Origin of the sequence: Caulobacter sp. (assembly GCF_039596335.1) — a bacterium.
Lineage (GTDB): Bacteria > Pseudomonadota > Alphaproteobacteria > Caulobacterales > Caulobacteraceae > Caulobacter.
The window spans coordinates 21,266-43,174 of sequence record NZ_JBCNJZ010000013.1 but is presented as its reverse complement, the minus strand read 5'-3'; the positions used below and the strand labels follow the sequence as shown (position 1 = coordinate 43,174).

General features: G+C 68.9%; 19 protein-coding genes. All 19 read right to left on the bottom strand.

Annotation, left to right across the window (positions count from 1 at the left end; all coding sequences use genetic code 11):
* Nucleotides 1–136: 136 nt before the first annotated feature.
* Nucleotides 137–2,161, bottom strand: a complete 2,025-nt coding sequence (locus ABDW31_RS22910; protein WP_343699609.1) for a ParB N-terminal domain-containing protein — start codon at nucleotides 2,159–2,161, stop codon at nucleotides 137–139.
* Nucleotides 2,162–2,238: 77 nt separating this feature from the next.
* On the bottom strand, nucleotides 2,239–3,135 hold the full coding sequence (locus tag ABDW31_RS22905) for a toprim domain-containing protein (RefSeq protein ID WP_343699608.1): 897 nt from the start codon (nucleotides 3,133–3,135) through the stop codon (nucleotides 2,239–2,241).
* Nucleotides 3,136–3,400: 265 nt separating this feature from the next.
* Nucleotides 3,401–4,654, bottom strand: a complete 1,254-nt coding sequence (gene repC / locus ABDW31_RS22900; protein ID WP_343699607.1) for a plasmid replication protein RepC — start codon at nucleotides 4,652–4,654, stop codon at nucleotides 3,401–3,403.
* Nucleotides 4,655–4,838: 184 nt separating this feature from the next.
* Complete coding sequence (locus tag ABDW31_RS22895) at nucleotides 4,839–5,075, bottom strand: ribbon-helix-helix protein, CopG family (RefSeq protein ID WP_343699606.1); 237 nt, start codon at nucleotides 5,073–5,075, stop codon at nucleotides 4,839–4,841.
* Between the two features lie 127 nt (nucleotides 5,076–5,202).
* A complete protein-coding gene (locus ABDW31_RS22890) occupies nucleotides 5,203–6,411 on the bottom strand; it encodes a TrbI/VirB10 family protein (RefSeq protein WP_343699605.1) in 1,209 nt (402 codons plus the stop codon).
* Complete coding sequence (gene trbG / locus ABDW31_RS22885; RefSeq protein ID WP_343699604.1) at nucleotides 6,408–7,427, bottom strand: P-type conjugative transfer protein TrbG; 1,020 nt, start codon at nucleotides 7,425–7,427, stop codon at nucleotides 6,408–6,410. Before trbG ends, ABDW31_RS22890 begins: the two co-directional genes overlap by 4 nt.
* Nucleotides 7,424–8,110, bottom strand: a complete 687-nt coding sequence (gene trbF / locus ABDW31_RS22880; RefSeq protein ID WP_343699603.1) for a conjugal transfer protein TrbF — start codon at nucleotides 8,108–8,110, stop codon at nucleotides 7,424–7,426. Before trbF ends, trbG begins: the two co-directional genes overlap by 4 nt.
* A 19-nt stretch (nucleotides 8,111–8,129) precedes the next feature.
* On the bottom strand, nucleotides 8,130–9,383 hold the full coding sequence (gene trbL, locus ABDW31_RS22875; RefSeq protein WP_343699602.1) for a P-type conjugative transfer protein TrbL: 1,254 nt from the start codon (nucleotides 9,381–9,383) through the stop codon (nucleotides 8,130–8,132).
* Between the two features lie 7 nt (nucleotides 9,384–9,390).
* Nucleotides 9,391–9,603, bottom strand: coding sequence for a hypothetical protein (locus tag ABDW31_RS22870; RefSeq protein WP_343699601.1), 213 nt, complete (start codon nucleotides 9,601–9,603; stop codon nucleotides 9,391–9,393).
* On the bottom strand, nucleotides 9,600–10,313 hold the full coding sequence (locus tag ABDW31_RS22865; protein WP_343699600.1) for a conjugal transfer protein TrbJ: 714 nt from the start codon (nucleotides 10,311–10,313) through the stop codon (nucleotides 9,600–9,602). The genes ABDW31_RS22870 and ABDW31_RS22865 overlap by 4 nt, the downstream gene beginning before the upstream one ends.
* Nucleotides 10,310–10,546 carry a hypothetical protein gene (locus tag ABDW31_RS22860; protein ID WP_343699599.1) on the bottom strand — a complete coding sequence of 79 codons (237 nt, stop codon included), beginning with the start codon at nucleotides 10,544–10,546 and terminating at the stop codon, nucleotides 10,310–10,312. The genes ABDW31_RS22865 and ABDW31_RS22860 overlap by 4 nt, the downstream gene beginning before the upstream one ends.
* Nucleotides 10,536–12,992 (bottom strand): conjugal transfer protein TrbE, encoded by a 2,457-nt coding sequence (trbE, locus tag ABDW31_RS22855; RefSeq protein WP_343699598.1) that lies wholly within the window; start codon nucleotides 12,990–12,992, stop codon nucleotides 10,536–10,538. Before trbE ends, ABDW31_RS22860 begins: the two co-directional genes overlap by 11 nt.
* Before the next feature lie 3 nt (nucleotides 12,993–12,995).
* Nucleotides 12,996–13,256, bottom strand: coding sequence for a VirB3 family type IV secretion system protein (locus tag ABDW31_RS22850; RefSeq protein ID WP_343699597.1), 261 nt, complete (start codon nucleotides 13,254–13,256; stop codon nucleotides 12,996–12,998).
* Nucleotides 13,256–13,600 carry a TrbC/VirB2 family protein gene (locus tag ABDW31_RS22845; RefSeq protein WP_343699596.1) on the bottom strand — a complete coding sequence of 115 codons (345 nt, stop codon included), beginning with the start codon at nucleotides 13,598–13,600 and terminating at the stop codon, nucleotides 13,256–13,258. Before ABDW31_RS22845 ends, ABDW31_RS22850 begins: the two co-directional genes overlap by 1 nt.
* Nucleotides 13,601–13,832: 232 nt before the next feature.
* On the bottom strand, nucleotides 13,833–14,120 hold the full coding sequence (locus ABDW31_RS22840; RefSeq protein WP_343699595.1) for a helix-turn-helix transcriptional regulator: 288 nt from the start codon (nucleotides 14,118–14,120) through the stop codon (nucleotides 13,833–13,835).
* Between the two features lie 220 nt (nucleotides 14,121–14,340).
* On the bottom strand, nucleotides 14,341–14,769 hold the full coding sequence (locus tag ABDW31_RS22835; RefSeq protein WP_343699594.1) for a hypothetical protein: 429 nt from the start codon (nucleotides 14,767–14,769) through the stop codon (nucleotides 14,341–14,343).
* Between the two features lie 13 nt (nucleotides 14,770–14,782).
* Nucleotides 14,783–15,112, bottom strand: a complete 330-nt coding sequence (locus tag ABDW31_RS22830) for a hypothetical protein (RefSeq protein WP_343699593.1) — start codon at nucleotides 15,110–15,112, stop codon at nucleotides 14,783–14,785.
* Nucleotides 15,063–15,692 carry a helix-turn-helix transcriptional regulator gene (locus ABDW31_RS22825; protein WP_343699592.1) on the bottom strand — a complete coding sequence of 210 codons (630 nt, stop codon included), beginning with the start codon at nucleotides 15,690–15,692 and terminating at the stop codon, nucleotides 15,063–15,065. The genes ABDW31_RS22830 and ABDW31_RS22825 overlap by 50 nt, the downstream gene beginning before the upstream one ends.
* Before the next feature lie 126 nt (nucleotides 15,693–15,818).
* The gene (locus tag ABDW31_RS22820; RefSeq protein ID WP_343699591.1) at nucleotides 15,819–21,842 is read right to left on the bottom strand and encodes a hypothetical protein; all 6,024 of its coding nucleotides are present in this window, start codon (nucleotides 21,840–21,842) and stop codon (nucleotides 15,819–15,821) included.
* Between the last annotated feature and the right edge of the window lie 67 nt (nucleotides 21,843–21,909).

The window sequence follows — 21,909 nt, the reverse complement described above, 5'->3', positions numbered from 1 at the left end:
CCTGGATCACCCGCGGCGGAGGGCGCCTCCCTCCAGTCCCGACGGGCTCGCCCGCCTCCCGCTGTCCTTCCCCCTTTGATCGGGCCTCGCGGATGCAAAGGCCGAGCCCCCGCCAGTTGACGAGGGCTCGGAAGGATCAGGCCGCGATAGTCTCGGGCGTCTCGGCCGCCAGTTGCGAAGACTGAGCCTCGGCCTGCTCGGCGCCATCGGAGATGTCGCCGTTGTCCTCGGCCGACTCTTCGACCGGCTCGTCGACCTCGACCTTGGCGCTCCAGGCCAGGGACCCGGGCACCCATTGACGCTCGGCCGCCGCCTCGGCCACGAAGGTCACCAGCTCGTCCTTCTTCAGGGTCGCCGCGCGCGCGTCCTCCACCTTCATCTCAACCAGCATGGCCATCAGCTGGGCCTTGGAGTGAGACGACAGGAACGCCTGATCCGGCGTCCAGTGGACGCTGAGGTCGGCGTCGCACAGCGCGGCGATCTCGGCGGCCTCGGCCCGCGCTCCATGTCGCAAGAGGCTGGTGCGAGCCTCCCGCGCATTGAGACTGATGGCGACCAGTTCGGCCAGAAGGGCCATCTTCTCGCCGTGCGGCAGGGCGTCCACGAAGCCGATCGGACGCTGACCGGACGCGAGATAGGCCTCGCGCCGCGCCGCCAGACGGTCTCGAACCTCGCCGTCCAGGGCTGGGTGCGGGCTCATGCCGCCGCGCGAATACTTGGTCGCCGACACCGTCAGGGCCGACTCGTCGTGATAGGTGTGAGTGGTCAGGGCCAGGAGCTTGAAGAGCTGGGCGACGATCGCCGTCAGGGCCGCGCCGGGATTGTCGGCCAGGTCCCGGATCAGACCGCGCGTGGCCAGGTCGGTGCGCACCTCGTGCAGGCTGTGGCTGACCCCCTCGACCGCCACCACGGCCTTGGGCGTGACGAGATCGACGACCGTGGCCGCACGCGAAACCCCGGGACGCTCGTCCTCGTCTTCGTCCTCCTCGTCCTCCAGCGCCTCGTCCGCCTCGACCTCGGGATGGGTGTAGAAGGTCGCATCGACCCCGCGCTCGGCGTTCGGCGACAGGAGCACCGCGCCCAGGGTCAGGTTGTCGAGCGCCGCGGCGGCATGGGTCTCGCGTGCGATCAGCACCTCGGCGATCGCGTCGATGGCGTCGTCGGCGGCCAGGCCGACCTCGCGCAACGCCGCCAGCTTCTCGTCGACCACGTCGCGAGCCTGCAGCCGCGCGGTCCGTTGCGCCTCGGGCAGCGTCGCATGGATCACATACGGCAGGCTCTCGAAATCGTCGGGCGCGCGGTAGCCGGCGTCGGGACCGACAAACACCGCCAGGCCCTTGTTCTGCAGCTTGGCGACCAGCGGCTTGATGCGTTCGCGCCAGACCTGCTCGAGGATCTCCGGGTCGAGCACGCCGTCAGGCAGTTCGCCGAAGAGGTCGACGTCCAGGCGCCCGCCCGCCTTGATGTAGCGATCCGCGCCGACCAGCGAAAAGCGGTTGTCCAGCGTGGTGACACGATCGGTATCGACGATGTTGCGCAGCTGGTAGTCCTGGAAGTGGCCGTCGAGCGCCGATTGGGCCAGCTGCTCCTGCTGCTTCTTGTCGGCGATGCGTGTGAAGCTGCGCACCTGCTTGAGCGTCAGGCGACCTTGGCGCAGCGCGGTCAAGACGGTCGGGTGGACGCCGGCCAGCGCTTCCAGGCGTTTGACCTCGAGTTCGGAATAGCCGAGCGAGGCGGAAATGAAGGCCGTATCCATCTTGGCCTTCCGCAGATTGCCGATGGCCACGATGATCGAGGCGATGTGGACCGGCGCGGTCTCGGCATTGGGCAGGACGATGGCGGCGGCCTGGGCGGCCTTGCCGACGGCCAGGATGCACTCGACGCCGTAGTCCTCGTCGATCACGCCGCGTTCGACCAGGGCCAGCAGCGCCAAGCGGCGGCGCCGTCCGTCGAGCGCCATATAGGCCTGCTCGTTCTTACGACCGGCCCGAACGATCGGCGGGATGATGACGCCGGCCGCGGCAATGGTGTCGGCCAACTGGCCGATGCGGTCATCGGCGGGCTCGCTGAAGCGAAGGTTTTCGGGCGCCAGGCCAAGGTCCCGCAACGGGATGCGGATCTTCGACTCGGCGGCAGACAACGAAGGCGATTGGCGGGTCATGGGACGGTTTCCAGCGCCCCGGGCCAGGACCATCCTGCCGATCGGGCGCACCCGCCCCCATCCTCACTCTCTCCTTTTCACCCCGCCGACGGGGCCGCGGTCATGGCCGCCTGGTCAAGTTCGTTCCAGTCCCCGAACGGCTCGGGCGGAAGGGCCAGCTTGGCGGCCAGACCCAGATCGATCAGCGCCCGGACCAGCACCCGGGCCGAAGCCTCGCCATCGGCTCCGCGATCGGCCGCCACAAGAATGGAGGTGACGCCGGACGGCGGGCGCCAGCTTCGCAGGTTGGAGGTCGACAGAAGGGCCCAGGCCGGCAGTCCAAAGCGCCGCCGGGCCGACAGCGTGGTGAAGACGCCCTCGGCGACCAGCATGGTCTCGGCGGCCGGATCAAGGCGCACCGCGCTGCTCGGCGGCACCAAGCCCACCGTCTTGCGAGCCAAGCGTAGGCCCGGCGCGATCTGACCGCCCGATCCCAGATAGGTGATCTCAACGCCGGCGATCTCGCCCTGGGGATCGCGGATCCCCGCCAGCAAGGCCGGGCGGGTCGCCGGACCAGGTCGATAGGCCGAGAGGGGCGCCAGACCATGGTGACGCAGAGCCTCGCCGCCCGGCAAAGGCCCTTCGACGCCGCGCAGCCGGCAATGGCGTTCGGCCAGGGCGCCGGCGATCGGGCGACCTGCCTCCCACAGACCCTGGGCGACCGCCCGGCGGCGACGACGGCTGGCGTCGTCCTCGACTGGCTCACTCCGCGCGACCGACACGGTTTCGGCAGTGAGCAGGCCGCGGGCCCTGAGGTCATCGCGCACGGCGCGCCAGTCGCTGTCGCCGAAAGTATGGACGATCAGGCGGCCGTCCCGTTCGAGCAGGGAGACAGAGCGATCCTGGCGACTATGGCCGGGCGCGGGAATATTGGCCCGCCGACCGCGATCATAGAGATCGCCGCCGACGGCCCGGACGATGGCGCGAAGGGACATGGCAAGACTCCGGCGACCGCACTCCAGCGGCCCACGGCCCCAAGCCCTCGCTCTGGCCTTTTCCGCCGCCGAGACGGCGCGGGCTCCAGCCACCGCGCTGGCGCTTTCCGGATAGGCCTCGCGCCCAGGCGGCAGATCGACCAGGCCGAAGGCGTCGGTCCGCCAACGCGCCTTTCACCGCACGGCGACTTTTCACCACCCGATGAAAAGTCGGTCCATAATGAAATTACGTCTGACGCGCACAGCGCGAACAGTACGGGGACGATCATCGCTCGGCGCGCCTGGGCGGCGTTTTTCCGAACCTGTCCTTCAGGCCGTAGAGGCTTGGCAGCAGGTGGAGGCACCCCACCTTCTCGCGCTCGCACATGGCGCGCAGGTATCCGCCGGCTGAGCTCCTGATCTCACCGTCCTTCCAGCGCGCCAGAATGGTGGTCAAGGCGACGGCCGCCCGGTTCCGGCCCATGACTTCGCGGGCCTCGCGAACGGCCGACAGGTTGACGCCCATCAAGGGCGCGGCGCGACCAATGGCCTCGACCAGGTCCTCCCACGACGCGGCGGCCAGGTCCCCCAGATAGTCGGCGACCTCCGGCACGGCCTCCAACACCAGCGATAGCGGGATCACCTCGTCGCTGATCGGCGCCTCCACCCGCGAGGGTTCAGCCATCGCCGGAGCCAGGGACGTTCGCGCCGAGGGCTCGACTACCTCTTTCCGAGGAGATGAATACGTTGATCCTTCAGATCTTGGATGGGTTGTAGGTTCTTTATGGGCTTCGCCCACGACGCCCCTGGGCTCAGATTGACCTTCCTGACGGGCCTTGACCCAGGCCGCGTCCACGGCGGCCAACAGCGCCTGGAACGTCTCGTGCAGCGCCTCGAGCTCTCCGAGAGAGGGGGTTCGCGGAAGCCGGCCCAGCGCCTGATCGACGGCACCATGCCAGTCAAAGCCGCCATAGCCGCGGTGAAGCGCATCGGCGCAGACGGTGCGGATTTCACGCCGGATCTCGCCGAGCTTGCGCTTCAGATGCCGGCGCTGAGCCTGTTCGACGCCCCGCGCGGCGGCCAGGTCGGCGAACTCGTCCCAACGCACGGCCAGCGGCGCGAGATCAAAGCCGAAAGCCTCCAGGATGTGGCCCCGATCGTCGCGATAGCCCCAGCGCTTGCCGTTGCCGCTGTCCTTCATGTGGACCAGGCCCGCGCGCACCGCCGAGCGGATCAAACCCTGGACGCAGCTGCGCGAGCGCTGCAGCTCCTCGCAGAGCGCGTCGTTGGACGGCCAGGCGATCGGCCGGGTGCGGCCGATCCAGTCCTGCTCGGCGGTCACCCGCACCAGGGCGCGCATCAGGCGCACGACCCCGTCGCCGAGCCCCAGCCTGGGCGCGGCCCGCTCGAAGCGATCGAGCAGCATGGCCTTGGAGATTCCCTCCGGCAGGCCCTGGTAGGTGTCGGCGAGCTTGGCGGCCGCCCATTGGGCGTCCGCCAGACGGCGCACGTCACCGATCCCGTTCGAGACGGTCTGCATATCCTGCTCCTCCTGGGGGAGGCCGCAGGCGCACAGGTTCCCGTCGCGCGAACGCGCGTTTTTGGATTGCGGCGATGTCGGTGATTCGGTTAGAAAGAGCAGGACTTGAGAGCTCGGGCGGGACGCCAATCCCGTCTAGCGAATGACCTGGAGAGCCCGGCGCGTTTCGGCGAGCCGGGTTTTTCTATGCGCTCACGGCATGGTTCCTTTCCGATTGCCCCCGCTCGAAATACTCCGTGAGCGCCTGCTCAAGGGCCGACGTGCGGTTGGTGAAACCGCGCGCGTTCTTCATCGCATCGAGCCTGTCGATGAGATCCTGGGCCACCAGCGCGTTCAGTTGTCCCTTGCCGCGCGCCCGGGCCTCGGCCCGGAGACGCTTCTGGTACTGCGCGTGATATTCAAGGTCGCGTGCGGTTGTCATGGCAGCGTCGATAAGATCGCGATTCCAGCCACCTGAACTAATAAAGGTGACCGGCCAAAACCGACGACGCGCGAATAAACGTCTTGAACTGAAGAAGAATCGGACTCGCGGGTCGAGTCGCCCCGCATCAACGACCTCCCACTGCTTCGGGCGGCAGGACCAGGTCCTTGTCGACCATCACTCGAACGGGAAAGCCCGGCCGAATTCTCAAGGTCGGGCTGCGCTGCAGATCCCGTTCGACCAGCCGTTGGCCGGTCTGACTGGCCTGGGCGGCGATCCCGCCGCCGCTGTCCTGCAGCACCAGATTGTCGCTGCCGCGCGAGCCGCTGTTCTGGGCGAGGGTGCCGCCGATCGTGATCAGGGTCGAAAGCCCGATCGCTCGCGCTAGCACCGGCAGGTGGGTGTCGGCGCGGTCGGAGAGGCCGGCCGCGCCGGTGGCGTCCGCCCCGGTCATGCCGCCTAGGTCCATCGAGCGGCCGCTCGGATAGATCAGCCGCGTCCAGACGAGCAGGACCCGGTCCTGGCCGTAGGCGACCTGGCTGTCGTACTTGCCGATCAACCGCGCGCCTTGCGGGATCAGCACCACCGTGCCGGTGCGATGATCGAACACCGGCTCGGTGACCTGGGCGATCACCAGGCCCGGAAGATCGGAATTGAGGCCAGTGATCAGGGCCGCGGCGATCACAGAGCCCGCCTTGACCTCGTAGGGGCTAAGCGGCGGCTGCGGGAGGCTGGCGACATAGGCCTGCGACGGGCCTGACGTGCGGGCGATGAACGCCTCCTTGGCGCCGACCGGCGCCGGCGTCGGTGGCGCGCCTGCGCCAGGTGGCGTCGACGGAACTGCCGATGGCGCGGCGCTGGCCTGACCTACCGCCCCGCCGAAGAACGGTCCGGACCGATGGGCGGCCGAGAGCTCCTGGAGCTGTTGCTGACGGGCAGGATCGGGTTGGGGCGAGGCCGCGCCCGTGCCGGAACCGGGGACCGCGCCGGGCGCCGCCGCGGGGGCTGCACCCGCCGCGATGCCGGCCTGGGCCGCGGCGGGAGGGCCAAGCTCGCCGTAGGACGCAGGCAGCCGATCGTCGATCGGCGCGGGGCCGGTCGCATCATTGGCGGGCGGCTGGCTGGTCGCTTCGGCCGGTGGCTTGCGACCGCCGCCGAAGGCGACCATGAAGCCGACGCCGACCAGGAGCAGGACCAGAAAGAGCCCGCCCAGAATCGCGGCTGGACGATAACGGGCGATGGGATGGCGCGGCGCGTCCAGGACCGACCGAGGCGAGACCTTCGCGCCGGCCGCGGGATCATCGACCGTGGTCCCCGGGGGCGGCGCCGGACTCATCGTCCGCCCCCCTGGCGGGTGATCCGAACGACATCCTGGCGCTTTTCGCCCAGGCGCAGCTCGGCCCGCTCGATCAGCCGATCAATGACGTAGTAGACGCCCGATTGCCGGTAGTTGACGAGCTCGGCGCGGTCCCGATCGCCGAGCAGGAACAGCGGCGGGGCCGAGCGGGTCGAAAGGTCGGCCGGAAACTCGATATAGGTCTTCTGTCCGTCATCGAAGACGCGCACAGGCGTCCAGGCCGGGGCGCGGCGATCGCGCGGATCGATCCGGTAGCGGAAGTTCAAGCGGTCGACGACAACGTCCGGGGCGATGGAGACGGCCGCGGCGGCCAGGGCCTGCTGGCGATCGGCGGCGGCCGACCGGGCCTCCTCCTGCGGGTAGTTCCAGGCCATGACGCTGGTGTAGCTGGCCGCGGCGTTGCTCGAGGCGTCGATCAGATAGGTCCGCTGGTCCGTGGTCAGGACGATATTGGTGCGCAGGCCAGGGCGGATGGGTTTGACGAAGACGGTCACCTGGGCGGTCTCGCCCGAGCCGGCGACCGTCTCGCCCAGCACCCAGCGCACGGTGTCGCCGGCGGCCTTGGCGATCAGCTTCTCGCCGGCGCGCAGCTGGATGGTGGTCAGAAACCGCGGGCTGGTCTGGATCGTGTAGATGCGCCCCGGCTCGAAATCGTAGAACAGCGCCGAGTTCACATAGGCCGCCGAGCTTGGCCAGTCGCGGGCCTGGGCGTTGGCCTGGGCGGCGGCGCTAGCCCGGCGTTGATGGCCGGGCCTGGCCCTCGGAGCCCGCGGCTTTGCCTCGGGCGGATTGGGAACGGGCTTCATGGCGACGGACGCAGGCGAGGCCGCGGGCTTTGGGATCGGCGGTTCGGACCCGACCTTGGCCTTGGAACCGGACGGCTCGGCCGGCGCGGCGAAGGCTGCCCCGTCCGGGGTCGATATGGCCGGCCCCACGGTGGCTAGGATCGCGGCGGAAAGACTGGCCACGAGGAGAACGACGGGCGAGCGGCTCATAGTTCGCGGCTCCACTGGAAAGCGGTAATGACGATGCCGAGCGGGTTGGCGCGCAGCTCGACCTCGTTGCGCGGCCGACGCTGGTTGATGGTGAAAACCCCGGTCCAGCGCTCGGGCGGGGCGGGCGCGCCCTGCTCGAAGCGGGTCTCGCGCCATTGGACCTGGTAGCTGCTCGGACCGCGCGGCAGGACCGCGACGATCTCCACCGACACCGCCTCCTGGCCGAGCCGCGCGAATGGATCGCTCGTGCGGGCATAGTCGGAGAGCGTGGTCTTGGCGTCGCCGGCGATGAAGCCGTAGGCGCGGGTCCAGTTCTGGCGCAGGACGATAGGGTCGGTGCTCTTGGCGCGGACGAGTGAGACGAAGTCGGCCACGACGAAGGCGATCTGCGCCTGGGTCGGCCGATAGACCTGGTCGGCCGCCTCGATCCGGCCGGGACGGCCGGTGGGGTCGACCGGCACATAATAGGCCCGGACCGGCCGGGTCAGCTGCACATAGGCGAAGGCGCCCGTGCTCAGGCTCGCCAGCGCCAGGCAGCCGAACGCCATCAGCCGCCAGTTGCGGGCCTGGACGAGCTTGGCCCCGTCTCGGTCATCGTGGACCTGGGCGGCCCGGTGATAGGGCGTCTCGACGGGACGCGAGTCGCCGTACCGCTCTGTGGGACGTTTGAAGGCGTTCTGCATAGAATGCTCCTGGGCGCGATCACGCTGAGGCGCCGTCGTCGGCATCGCCGAGACGCGGCCCGCCGGACGGCGGGATCGGTGGGTCGGGGTCGCTGGGTCCCGACCAGCGACGGGGGCTGAAGGCCCGCCCCGACGCGCTGGACCCGCCGTCATCGCCGTCCGCCGCTGGCGTCGATGCGCCGCCGTCTCCGGCCGTGGTGGTCGCCGCCGACGCCGTCGCGCCCCCGGTCGCTCCCGAACCGCCAGAGCGCTTGTCGCCGGACGCGCCGCCCGTCGAAGAAGAGGACGGCGACGAGGAAGACGCGGCGGTCGGGCCTCCGCCGCGAATCTGGCGCGCGGCGGTCATGGCCGCGCCGGCGCTCTGGGCGGTTCCGCTGGCCAGCCAGCGTCCAGCCAGGGCCGCCCCGCCGATGGTGGCGGCGATGCCGACCACGCTGGCGGCCGCCGAGCCGGCGCTGAGCTGGGGGCTGCCGGTGATCTGGGCGGCCGCGACGGCGGGGATCTTCAGGGCCAGCATCAAAAGGACGATCGCGGCCACCAGCATGCCGCAGCTCTCCTGCCAGGTCGGCTCGGCCGAGAGCGTGTAGGAGGTGAAGATCTGCTCGCCGATCGAGATGACCAGGGCCAGGGCCATCATCTTCACCCCCACCGACGGCACGTAGGCGATGGCGCGTTCGGCCAGGAACGAGGTCTGGGTGAGAATGCCGAAGGGCACCATGACGAACGAGATCAGGGTGACGACGTAGAACTCGATCACCGTCACCACCACCTCCACGCCTAAGAGGATGAAGGCTAGGATCACGCCGACGATGACGATGGCGGTGACCAGTATGGTGTCGATGTGGGTAAAGAACCCGACCCCCATCCCTTCGCTGGCGACGCGGCCGACGTACCTGAGCAGTTCGAACGCCACCCCCAGCCCGTCGAGGACGATCTTCGAGGGCGCGTTCATCAGGTCCGACGCGCTCATCTGACCGCCGCCGGCCTTCAGGCCCAGAGCCACGAAACCCTTGACCACGGTCAGAGTCAGGTCGTGCCAGCTGGAGATCAGCCAGGCGAAGAAGCCGAACAGCAGCATCTTGCGGATCAGGCCCGCCGGCACGTTCTGGTTCTCGTCGATCGCCCAGAGCAGCGCCGCCAAGCAGAGGCTGATCACCATCAGCGCGCCGAACGTGGCCTGGACGTCGCCATGGATCAAACCAAAGCCAGCGCCAAGCTGACTGGTGTAGCGGGCGATGAAGTCATCGAGAGCGGCCGGAGAAGCGGTCTGCATCGAGGCCCTACTTGAGGATGTCGACTTTGAAGCGCGGCTTGTGCGGGGTCAGATAGGCCACCGAGCACGGATCCTTGGTGTCGCGGATGTCCGGGTCCGGACATTTGCGCCCCTTCGCCGCGACAGGCTTGGCCGGCGCCTTGGCGGCGTTAGTCGGCTGGGGTCCGCAGGCCGCAAGACCAAGCGCCAGGGCGAGGGTCAGGAAAGGAAGTCGGGTCATTTCAGGATATCTCCGGAGAAGCGCGGCGGGCTGCGCGTCAGCACCGAATTGCGCTGGCGGTCCGCCTCGCTCTTAGAGACGACCGCCTGCCGTTCGGCCTCCCAGGTCTGTTGCTGGCGCGCCTGGCTGATCAGCAGGGTCTGCAGCTGAGTCAGCTGGGTGGAGAGCGCCATCAGGAGCTGGTTGGTCGCCTGGACGGCGGCGGTCTGCCCCGCCGCGTTCTGGGACGCGGCCACGGCCGCGCCGACGGCCTGAGCCGTGGCTGGCTGGGCCTGGACAATCTGATTTTGCACCTGCATCGCCTGTTCGAGCGTGGCGCGGCTGTTCTGGCCCCAACTGGCCAGGCGCTGGGCCAGGGCCTGCGGCGACAGACCGGCCAGGTCCTGCGGATAGAGGTTGGCGAAGTCGCGCGAAAGGTCGGCGGCCTGGTAGCCCAGGCCCTGGGCCTGGCGCATCAGCGCCGTGGCGTCCGAGACGATCGATCCTAGAGGACCGGTGACGTCGGTTCCCAGGCTCTGCAGCATCCGGGCCTGCTGAGCCACCTGATCGCGCAGGTGCTGGATCTGCTGCAGGCCCTGCTGGACCTGCTTGATCGCCTGAGCGATGGCGCTGGGGTCCTCGACGATCAGCTGGGCGCGCGCCTTGGCGAGCGGGACGGCCCCCAACACTGCGGTGATGAACAAGAAAAGGCGGCGGCGCGACGCGATCATGGCTCGGGCTCCGGGATCGGCGGGGCGGGACGGGCGGGTTGGCTGATGACCAAGCCGCGCAGGCGCCAGACCATGACGCCGATCCAGACCAGGCTCAGGGCCAGCAGCCAGGGGCTGGTCCACAGATTGACGGCCGCCACCAGGCCAGCCGGTCCGGGCGCCAGGGCCAGGACAAAGGCGAGCCGGCGCGCGCGCGGCGTTCGAAGGCGGAACATCGGGAGGTCAGGCCGCACGGCGCGCCTCGCTGACAAAGGCGGCCGCCTGCGTGAGGCCCTTGGCCCGGAAGAAGGCGGCGGCAAAGCCTGCCGCCCCGGCCTCTGCCCAGGCCTTGTCGATCAGGCGTTGATCGCCGGGGCTGCTGGACCCGGCCACGGCCAAGGCGATGGGGCCAAGACCCAACTCGAACAGGCGGTGGCCGGCGGGGCTCTGGTAGTAGTACTCGCGCTTGGGCGCGGCGGTGGCGATGATCTCGATCTGCTGGGCGTTCAAGCCGAGGTCCGCATAGAAGGCGGCGATCTGCGGGGTGCGGGCATCGGGATTGGGCAGGAAGATCCGGGTCGGGCAGCTTTCGATCAGGGTCGGCGCGATGGCCGAGCGCTGTATGTCGGCCAGGCTCTGGGTCGCGAACACCACGGCGACATTGAGCTTGCGCAGGGTCTTGAGCCACTCGCGGATCTTGCCGGCGAAGGCGTCGGAATCGAGGAAGAGCCAGGCCTCGTCGAGAACCAGGAGCGTCGGACGTCCGTCGAACCCGCGCTCGAGCGCGTGGAAGAGGTAGGTGAGCACCGGCCCGACCACGGCCGGCTGGGCCATCAGGGTTCCCATCTCGAAGGTCAGCACATCGGCCAGGGCCAGGCCGTCATGATCGGCGTCGAGAAGCCGGCCATGCGGGCCCGACAGGGTGAATGGCGCCAGGGCGTCCTTGAGCACCCAGTCTTGGATGGTGGCCACCAGGACGGTGAGGGTCCGCTGCTGGCGTGGACCCTCGGCGAGATTGCCCAGGGCCGTCCAGAGCTCGGCCTTCTGCCCTGGATCGAGCGCGATGCCCGCGCCCGCCACGATCCCGGCCAGCCATTCCAGCGCCCAGATCCGGACCTCGGGTCGATCGATGTCGGCCAGCGGCTGGAACGCCAGGCCTCCGGCCTCACCCAGCTCGTGGTGTTGTCCGCCGACCAGGAGGGTCGCGGCGCGGGCGCTGCGGCCTTTGTCGAAGAAGCGAACCTGGGCCTGAGGGTAGCGCAGCCACTGCAGCACGAGGACGTCGAGCAGCACCGACTTGCCCGCGCCCGTGGGCCCGACCACGAAGGTGTGGCCGACATCGCCCTGGTGCAGGTCGAGCCGGAAGGGCGTGGTGGCGGCCGTGCGGGCATGCATCAGGGCGGGTTGTTCGCCGCCGACGCCGCGCTTCTCGGCCTCCTGGCTCAGATGCGCGTTGCGCAGCGGCCCGGGCCAGATCGCCGAGACGGGCAGAACGTCACAGAGATTGAGCGTCGAGACCATTGGCCGGCGAACGTCTGCATAGGCTTGGCCGGGCAAGCTGCCGAGCCAGGCCTCGACGGCGTTGAGATCCTCGACCTTGGCCACGAACCCGGCGCGGTTGATCACCGCCTCCACGCGCCGGACCTTGGCCGCCAGTGCGTCCGGATCGGGATCGAAGAGGGTGATGGTGGGCGTCAGATAGCCCATGCTGGCGCCGTCGCCGCCGAGCACGGCCAGGGCGGTGTCGGCGTCGCGCGCCTTTTGCAGGGCGTCGGGATCCTCCAGCAGCGAGGGCTCGTGGGTGATCGCCTCCTTGAGGATGGCCAGCATGCCCTTGCGCTTTGAGAACCAGCGCTTGCGCAGGGTGGTGATGGCGCGCCGCGCGTCCTCCTTGTCGAGCGGCAGGAAGCGGCAGACCCAGCGATAGGCCAGGCCCAGGCTGTTGAGCTGGTCGAGCATGCCGGGCCAGGACACCGGCGGATAGGCGCGGATCGAGATGGTGCGCAGGTACTGGCGGCCCAGGCGCGGATAGAGGCCGCCGGCGAAGTCGTCGTCGGTCAGCACCGCGTCGAGATAGGCCGGTGGATCGGGCGGGGTCACCGGGTGGGGCTTTGATGAGACGCAGGCGTGCAGGAAGGTCAAGGTCTCGGCGTCGTCGAGCATCCGCACGAGCGGAAACACCCCGGCCAGGATGTCCCGGATTCCGCCGACCGTGGCCTGGAACTCGGCCAGGGCCTGGCGGTAGAGCGCCTGGGCTCCGCGCCCCTGCGGCAGGTTCTCGATCAGGAGGCTCTCGGCCTTGCCGATGGCGTCCTGGGGCGGCAGGTAGGTGAAGCTGGCGAAGTAGCGGGTCTCGAAGTGAACCGCCTCGGCCTCGAAGGCGGCGCGGCGCTCCTCGTCGACCAGGTGGCTGACCGGATCGGGAAAGGCGCTGACCGGATAGGATCGCGAGGCCGCGCGCACGGCCTCGACGTGGAGGCACCAACGCGATCCGAGGCGGCGCAGAGCGTTGTTGAGCTGGGCGCGTACGCCCATCAGACCCGCGGCGGTGGCGCTGGCCAGGTCCGGACCGCGAAACTCCAGGGTCTGCTGAAAGCTGCCGTCCTTGTTGAGCACCACGCCCGGCGCGATGAGCAACGCCCAGGGCAGGTGATCGGAAAGACGGCGCGAACGAGACCGGTACTCACCCAGGTACAGCATGGGTCAGCCGTCCAGGTGCGAAGGTTGGCGAAGATGGCGGCCCAGGATGTCGAAGACATAGGGGTCGCGCTTGGCCATCCAGAGCGCCACGGCGTAGAGCACAGCGCCCAGCGGCAAGCCGATCCACGGGGTCTGCAGGCCCAGGGCCAGGATCGCCGTCAGCCCGCCGATCAGCACCGCGGCCGTGTGCGGGACGCCCGCCAGGGTGACCGGCTCGGACAGCGCGTCGTGGAATGGGAGCTCGAAACCGTCGATCGCGTCCATCAGAACGCCGCCCCGCCGGTGAACCCCAGGAAGCCGATGAAGGTGACGGCTGAGAAGGCGATGCTCAGGGCGAACATCACCTGCATGCCCTTGCGCACCCAGGACCCGCCCTCGGAGACCGCGACGCCCAGGGCGGTGATGGCGATGGCGATAATCCCGATGGCCTTGGCCACGGGCCCAGTGATTGAATCGGCGATCGAGGTGAGCCAATTATCCCAGGGCATGGCGCCGCCCGTTCCGCCCGCCCAGGCCGGTTCGGTGGCCAAGGTGGTCAGCACCAGGCCAAGCATGAGCCGCACGGCGACGGAACGGCGGCGGTCGTAGTCGGATTGGGGGCGGGTCATGGGCGCCTCGGGTTGAGTCGAAGCGATCGTGTCAAACCCGTTATGGGGACGACAATTCCGAGGAAATCGGGGTGGAGTCCTGCGGGTGGAGATCTCCAACCGCATAATCTCAGTGCTGAAGCTTCCGCCTCCGCGCGGCTTGGACGATCGCGGGCCGCCGCCGCCGTGCGGACGCAGCAAAGCGCGCCGCAGGGTCTCTACGGCGCGCTGCGCAGGCGAGTTCGAGAAACCGTCAGATCGCCGGCGGCGGCGGTGACGTCGGCGACGACGGAGAGGGCGAGGGCCGATCAGTCGAAATCGGTACTAGCATCGGCTCGGTGGGCGGGATCTCGCCGCGCTGGATGGCGATGGCGACCGCCTGCATCCGATTGCGCGCGCCCAGCCGTTTATAGGCGTCCGACAGGTACTGGTTCACCGTCCGATACGACAGTCCCAAGATGAAACCGATCTCGACAGCCGTATGACCGTCACGCGCCAGGATCAGGCATTGGCGCAGGCGAGGCGATAGAACATTGCTCACGAAATCTACTCCTGCTGGTACGGATCCAGCCGGCGTCACGCGTCGTCGACACACTCAAAGCACAGGCCGTTCTCAAGCGGCGAACACTCCGCATGCCGGATTCTTTTCGGAACACCGGCAAATTCACTTCGCTTGGGGCGGCCGTCACACCAAGGGGCGTTCAGCTCGTCCCGTGTCGCCCGGGCCCACGTCATCAGGCGGCCGGGCTGGGTTCATCTCCTTAGATCTGACGCCGCAAGGGCGCGGGCAGCTGAAGGCCAGATCCCGCGCCCCAGACGAGACAGGCGACCGTGCCGTAGCTCCATAAGGCCAGGACGGTCAGATAACCGGGCGCGCCCAGACGACCGTCGGCCGCCAAGAACGCCAGGTGAGCCCCGACCGTCAGGACCTGGAACCCCGCCGCCACGATGGGCCAGAGCTTATGCGAGGCCACTACGACGGCGAGCGCGGCGATCAGCACGAGGCCGTCGATCGCGATTACGGCGCCCTGGGGTCCGGTCCAGGGACGCCTTTCGACCGCCAGGCTGGCCATGCAGGCCGCCAGATAGATCGCGCCCATGACCTTCTCCTCCCAGCCGCCGCGCACGAGCGCGGTGATGCAGACCACCACCATGCCGATCGCGAAGACGAGAGGAGACCAGGGGAACACGGGCGCGACGATCCTAGGCGGCCGCCTCGAGCGCACCCGTGGGGGTCATGCCTTCCGGCTTGTGCAGGACCCCCGCGGCGATCGCCTCGAAACCGTATTCGTCGCGCAGGTCGGCGAGACCCTCGTGGGTGTCCAGGACGCTGCGTCGGGCGCGCTCCAGGGCGGCGAGCGCTTCGGTGGCGCCGCCGATCACCCTCTGGCCGGCGATGGCCGGCAGCTTGTTGGCGATCCGCGCCTCGCACATGGAGGTGATGAGCTTGGCCGTTTCGCCCAACGTGTGATCGATGGCGTCCTCAGCTGAAAACAGCTGCTTGGCGACGCGCGCCCCGGTCAAATTCTGCATCGTGCGTACTCTGGCTTCGGCCTGACCGGCCGTTTGGGTGGCTGACGTGGTCGTCGAGCATCCGATCAAACGCCCGGTTCAGGCCAGCTCCCACGGCGACAGCGCCAAGGGTGACCAGGCCTAAAACCATCGCGGCGATCGCAACGGCGACCAGTCGTCGGGCCGGCGATCCCAGGCCCCATCTCACCCAGCGGCCTGTTCGTGGCCGCATGCGCTCGGCGTGAGCGCCCCACGTCTCCGCCTCGGCGGCCGAGGATGGGTGGCTCGAAGCGGGGAGCGGTTCGTGATCACCGTCACCGACGACGGATGCAGTTGGAGGGGAAGGATCGGGCGCCGACACTGGCGATGATCCAAAGTCGAGATCGTCCCGATGGACCGCCGTGCGGGCAGACGTGGCGGCGAGGTAGGCGATCACCGCCTGCTTGCGGCCGGCCACCCCGAGTTTGCGAATGATCGCCTGCATGAACGTGTCGACCGAGGCCGGGCGGATGCCCAAAAGCGGCCCGATCTCTTTGGACGTCAGATGGCGCGCCGCCAATTCGAGGATCTGGCGCTCCCGCTCCGTGAGGCGCTCAATCATCCGACTTACCGCCGGGCATCCGCCGAAACGCTACAACCATAGGTCTTTTTGGCGCATGGCTGCACCATGATCAAGTGCGGACGCACGGGTGAACGGACTTACTAGGTTTAAGACCTCACTTGCACCCTAGGGCAGCGCGCGAAGGTCTAGATGCCCGCGCCACAGCACGCGCGACTCGGCCGGATCGCTGCGGCGGACGAGGGCGTCAAAGACGGTGCGCCAGGATGGGGCGCTTTCGGGCCACGTCCGCGCCAAGCTGACCGCGAGGCCCGCGAATTGGGCAAGCGCTTGAGCGCCGTCCGGGCCGCGGGCGATCGCGGCGGCCATTTCCAGGAGTTCGTCGAATGCGGCCGAAGCGGGCCCGCCCTCGCGCAGGGGACCAGGATAACGGGCGCGAGCGGCGGTCGCATAGGCGCCCAGCTTGGCCTCGAGGACCAGCGGTTCAAGCCGCGGCGCAGAGCGCACCTGGGTTTCGACGGCGACCCGCGCCGCTTTCGCGCCCGGCGAGGCCTGATCGAGGATCCATAGATCGATTGTCTCGAACAGGGCGTTGAACCGTTGGCCGTGATCGGCGGTGAAGGCCGGGCGTCCCAACGCCGCCAGGGTGGCCCAGGCCGCCTCAGCGCTCGGATCGGCTTCGAGCCGCTCCAGGGCCGCGTCGATTTCCAACTTGCGCCGCGCTTGCGGCATGGCCTCTTCGTCGAAGAGCCCCTTGGGCGCTCGGGTCAGAAAGCCATTCAGGCTGTTCTGCAGGTGTGGGCCGCGAAGCAGGAGGCCCGAGGCGGGGACCAGGCTTTCGCCCCGCACCAGCACCAGGCGACTGAAGACCTTCAGCGCCAGCGGCTCGCCAAGATCGGTCGGCTTTAGGCCCTCGCCGTGCAGCACCGCCAAGCCATGATAGAGCAAAGCCTCGACGCTCAGAATCTCAGGGCAGGCGCAGTCGAGGACGTAGTCGGCTTGCCGGGTCAGCACCATCGACAGCGGGCTGCTGGCCAGGTTCTCCTCGAAGAACGCCACGGCCTTCTCGCCCCAGACATTGTGGGCGATCTGAACTTCCAAGAGCCTGTCGGCATAGGCCCACAAGGCTTCGAACCGCAGGCTCGCCTCGGCCCTCGCCCACTCTGGATCGCTCTCGAGTTCGCGCTCCAGCCACCGCAGCACGGCAATGAAGTGCGCGCCGTGCCGTTCGACCGCGTAGACGAAGCGCTTGACCAGCGTCTTGGCCGCCTTGGCGCGGCCTAGACGTTTGGCCAGCGCCGCCGCCTGTAAGACGCCCAGCGGCGTTTGGGCGGCGTCGAAGATCTGCTTGGCCGCATCGCGACCGGCCTTGCCCTTAATACCTGGCGCGACGACGTCAGCGAGCAGAACCGGCGCCCCTTGCAGGCGTCGAAACGCGTGTAGAGGTCCGATCTTGGCCTCCAACGCCGCCCAGCGTTCGGCGAGCGGCTGGACGCGCGACGGATCGCGCCGAACATAGTGCAGGAGCCGGGAAAAGGTTGGAGGCTTGAACAGCGACACGCCGGCCGGTTCGCGCGTGCGTAACGTCTCGGCTATGCCGGCGAGACCCTCGATGATCGATAGGCGCGCGCCTTCGTTGAGGGCGGCGATGCGGTCGGCCCAAAGCTCCGCGCCGGCGATCTCCGACAACAGGCGGTCACGGTCCTGCGGGCCAAGATCAAGCTCATCGAAATAGGGCCGCGCCAACGCGAGCAGGTCGCGCTCGTCCGCGCGGGCCATCTTGAACAAGGGACTGGTCACATAGGTCGGTGGCGCGGTGGCCATCGAAACCCCTTCGCGGTCGCGACGGAAGGTTATCTGTTCGCCGTTCTCGTCGGACAGGACGGTCTCGCCCTGGCGAAGGGCCCGACGCAGACCATCCCAAAACATCTCGGCCGGAAATCGCCGATCCACGCAGACCATGTAGCGCACCGTCGGCAGATCGAGGCCCTCAACGAACGCTCGGTCCTCGATCAAGCGGTCGCGGACACTACCCGGGAGTAGCGATGTGAGCCCCCGCAGGGCAGCGCGCACCTGATCCGGATCGACCCCATCCGACAGGTCGGACCGTCGCGCCATCGTGCCCAGCAGCAGATCGCGGACGTGACCCGCGAGCCTTGCGAAAAAGGCGCTGTTCCCCAAGATGGCTCGGGGCGTCAGAACCGCCATTTCCAACCAGTCGAAATAGGCCCGACGACGCTCCAGCGTGGCCTCGGGCGTCTCGAGGCAGATCGCGTGGGGGGCCGTGAGAAGAGCGGCGACCAACAGGGCGGGGAAGGCCGCCGCGCCCGCCGGGTTGAACGGTCGAACGAACTGCTCGACCCGCAAATTGGCCCACAGCCAATCGGACCGCGCCATGCAGGCCTCGATCGAGAGCGACGGATCCGACCAGGTCGCCACCAGAACGTCGTCGACCAACCGGCGCGACGCCTTCAAGAACTCGGTCTCCTCTGGTTGGTCCCGAATGGAGTCGTGCGGCGTCCGGCCGACATGCAGGCGTGCATCCTGGCCAAGCGCCAGCGCCAGATAGCGCCGCAGGAGGCGAAGGCCCGCCGTCTCGATCACGGCGCCGCCGACGACCGGAGCCTTGCAGAGCTCGACCAGCACCTCTTGCGGATCGATGGGAATAAAGAGCGCGCCGGCGGCGCGCAGCTGCTGCAGCTTGCCATGACGCGCCTCTTCAGTGAGGTCGCCGGCCGCGGTCATGGCGTTGAGGATTTCAACCACGCCGATGACGAGGGCTCCATCGGTGGTGTTGAAGCCTGAGACGAACCGATCATCGACCCAGACCACGGTCTGGGGACCGGCCGGAGCGGCGATCATGTCCATCAGGCCTTGTTCGAAAGGGTCCGGCGGCGGTCCCTCAGGACGGTCGAAATCGGCGCAACGCGGCGCCAGGGCGTAGTGCTTGCCGATGCCGGCGGCGATCCGCTGTCGAAGCGCCGTGAGACGATCGCCGAGCCGGTCGCGGTCGCGCGCACCGGCATGGACCGCGGTGACCGCCTCTATGAAACCCGGCTCGACCCGACACTCGAAGCGGGCCAGCAGGGCGGGCAGGAGTCCGGCCGCCGTCAGGGCGATCAGGCAATCGCCACCGAACAGCAGGATGCCATCGGCCGGCGGGTCGACGGGTGCGCTTTGGCCAAACCGGCTCGAAAGGCCCTCGATCGCCTCGGGGGCGATCTCCCCTACGGCCGCCAGCCAGTCCACGATGGAGGCCGGGGTAGGGCCCGCCAGGTCGCCCCGCCGTCGATCGCGCCTGTCGCGCACCGTGGCGCGCTCGGGCTCTTGGCCGTCGGCGATCCTGAGCCTGCTCTGGACGAGGACGATGTCGGCGGCGGCGCGAAGAAAGGCCGCGTGTCCCTTCTGGGTGTCGCGCTCAAGCAGGAAAAGCGCGTCCAGCACGCTGGCGCTGATCAGGATCGGGCGACCCAGGCCTTCCAGCAGACGCAGGAGATCGAGCTGGTCGGCGATCAGCAGGGCCGTCAGGTCCAGATGATAGGTCAGCTCACGCCAAGCCAAGCCGTCGCCAAGGTCGATCGATCGCCCGCCGTGACGCAGGAACAGATGTCGAAGGGGACCCTGATCCTGCGCGGTGCGATCCAGGCGATAGAGTTCGGCCAGGCTGACGCCGAAGGCTGGCGCGGCCATGTGAACGGCCGCCGCGCCGGCCTCGTAGGGCTCGACGATGCTGGCCTTGACCGCCCTGGCCTGTTCGCGCGCGGCTTTGATGTCCTCGGCGGAGATTTTCTGAACCGGCCCGTTCGGACGCTCGGCGGCCTCGTCCAGATGGGGGGTCAGGGCGGCCATTTCGGCGTCAAGACCCATGTGCCGCACCTGATCGTACAACAGCGGCAAGGCCGCGTCGGTCACGCCGGTGTCGATGGCGTGACGGACGAGATCGCGCGCCAGCTGGGGCGCGGTTCGCGTGAAGGCCAGCGAGTACTGGACCGCGTCGAGCGCCGGGATCGATCTGGCGGCCAGTAGCTCGCTGACGATCGGCTGGGCGGCGACGGCGTCGCCGCGCATCAGATGGATCTTGGCCTCGTACTGGCGATCAAGCGGCGAGCGCGTCTCGGTCGCCAGGTCGCGGACCTTGTCCAGCGCGGTGATGATCTGGCGGTCGCGGATCTGCGCCTCGATTTCGAGACGCCGCAGATCTTCCGGCAATTTGCCGTCGCGAAACGCGCTTCGGTTCGCTTCCAGAAAGCCCAGGAGGTTGGCCGGTTCGGTTCGCCGGACGACAAACGCCGCCACCTCGACGCCGCGCCCGACCTCGTAGGCCAGCAGCGCCTGCTGATGGCGGGCCAGAGCCGCCTCGCGGCCAGCGCCCGCGAACGCTTCGGCCAGTTTCAGACCCAGCGGATGGGGCGGGGTCTCGCTCAGCCGGCGGTCAAGCTCCGCCTCCAGCGCTTGCCAGTCGCCCGTCGCTTCGGCCTTGGCCAGGTGCTGTTCCAGCGCCATCCCGACCACACCACCGGTGAGGTCCAGCGGGCCAGGCTCACCGGACGCGAAGGCGGCGATCCAACCTTCGGCCTCGGCGCGCGCTTCAGCATGCTGAACCGCAAGACCCGCCCGAAGCGCCGCGGCGGCGTGGTCCGGCCCGCGATGGGCGAGCAACAGCCAAGCATAAAGGCTGACCGCGGCGACGTCGGCGAATCCGTCTTCGTAGAGTCGGCCGAGGGCGACGATCGCGGACTCGAAATCGACGCCAAGCTCATGGACGTGCGCCCAGCCGAGCGCGTCGAGATCGATCGGATCATCCGCCAAAAGCGCGCCACAGGCCGCCTCGGTCTCGCCCTTGCGGTCGCCGAGCGCGGCCAGGCAAGCCATCCGCCAGACCCGGTCCAGGCGCTCGCCGCCCGGTCGCTGGACGAGCCGCGAGAAGCGGACGAGCGCTTCCTCCAGTCGCCGCCGTGCGACGTCGTCTTCCTTGACCAGGGCCGCATCGATGGGATTGGGATAGAAGATCCACTCCTGAGGCACGCTGGGCGACAGCGCCAGCGCGTAACGGACCATCGCCGCGCCCCGGATCACCGAGACCCACTCTGGAGCCAGCGCCTCGGCGCGATCCGCCGCGGCTAAGGCCAGGTCACGGCGACCATCGGCCAGGTAGGCGATCGCCAGCAGACGGTGGGTTTCGGCGTCGGCGGGCGCGGCCTCGGCCAACGCCTCCAGGACCTTGGCCGCCGCCGCCGGGTCTCCAGCCTCGATCAGGAACCCGGCCTTGGCCTGCCGTCCCTCCAGGCTGACGGGCTGACCAAGCACGGCCAGGGCGTCGCGCGCCCCCGAGCGTCTCAGGGCGATATGAGCCTGCAGGCGCGGCTCGGCCGTTGGCGCCAGGGCCTCGGCCTGGGCGCAGACCCGCTCGGCGTCCTCGACGCGCCCCTCCTGCAGGGCGATCGTGGCGGCAAGGCGAAGCACCCTGGCCTTGGCCGCGGTCGGGAGGCTGGCCTCGTGCTCAAGATCGGCGATCAAGGTCTTGGCGGCGCCGTGCTGGCCGCGGCGCACCGCATCGATCGCCGCGCTCGCGGCGTGATCGACACGTCCGGACAGAAGCGCGCCAAGCGCATGGATTTCAGCCGTGAGCTGGGCGGTCAGATCCGGATCGGCCGATGCCGCGGCGGGGCCGCCGCAGATCAGGGTCGTCCAGTGGTCGTCCAGATATTGGTAGGCGATCTCGCGCCGGGAGCGCAGGCGATGGGTCAGGTCGTCGATGGCCCAGATTTCGTAGTCGACGCCCAGGGCCTCGAACCGCGCGGCCTCCTGTTCGATGGCCAGTTCCACCTTCTCATCGGTGATGTTTTCGGCGGCGATGGCCAAGATGAACCGCCGGACCTGACGCGGACCCCACCGATTGTCCCAGTGGCTGAGGAAGTCCTTCGACCAGGTCTTCAGCTGGGCGGGCTTGACGCTGCGCACGCATTTGCAGGACACGACGTCGAGGCCGCCGTCCAGGCGCTTGGCCCAGACGTCGATGCCATGCTGACGCGCCCCATTGACGCGGTAGAGCGCGGCCCGGACCACGCCGGCCTCGCCATAGAGCAAGGCGGCCGACAACTTCTCGAACCGCTTGGGATGATCGTTCATCTCCCAGTAGGGCGGCGCGCGGGATCGGTCGATCGAGGGCGAGAGAGCAGGATAGGACGGCATGAGCCCAGCCTGAGGGTGACCGGGCATTAGGCGGCGATTCGCCCGGCCGCACGGAAGTTTCCGCGAT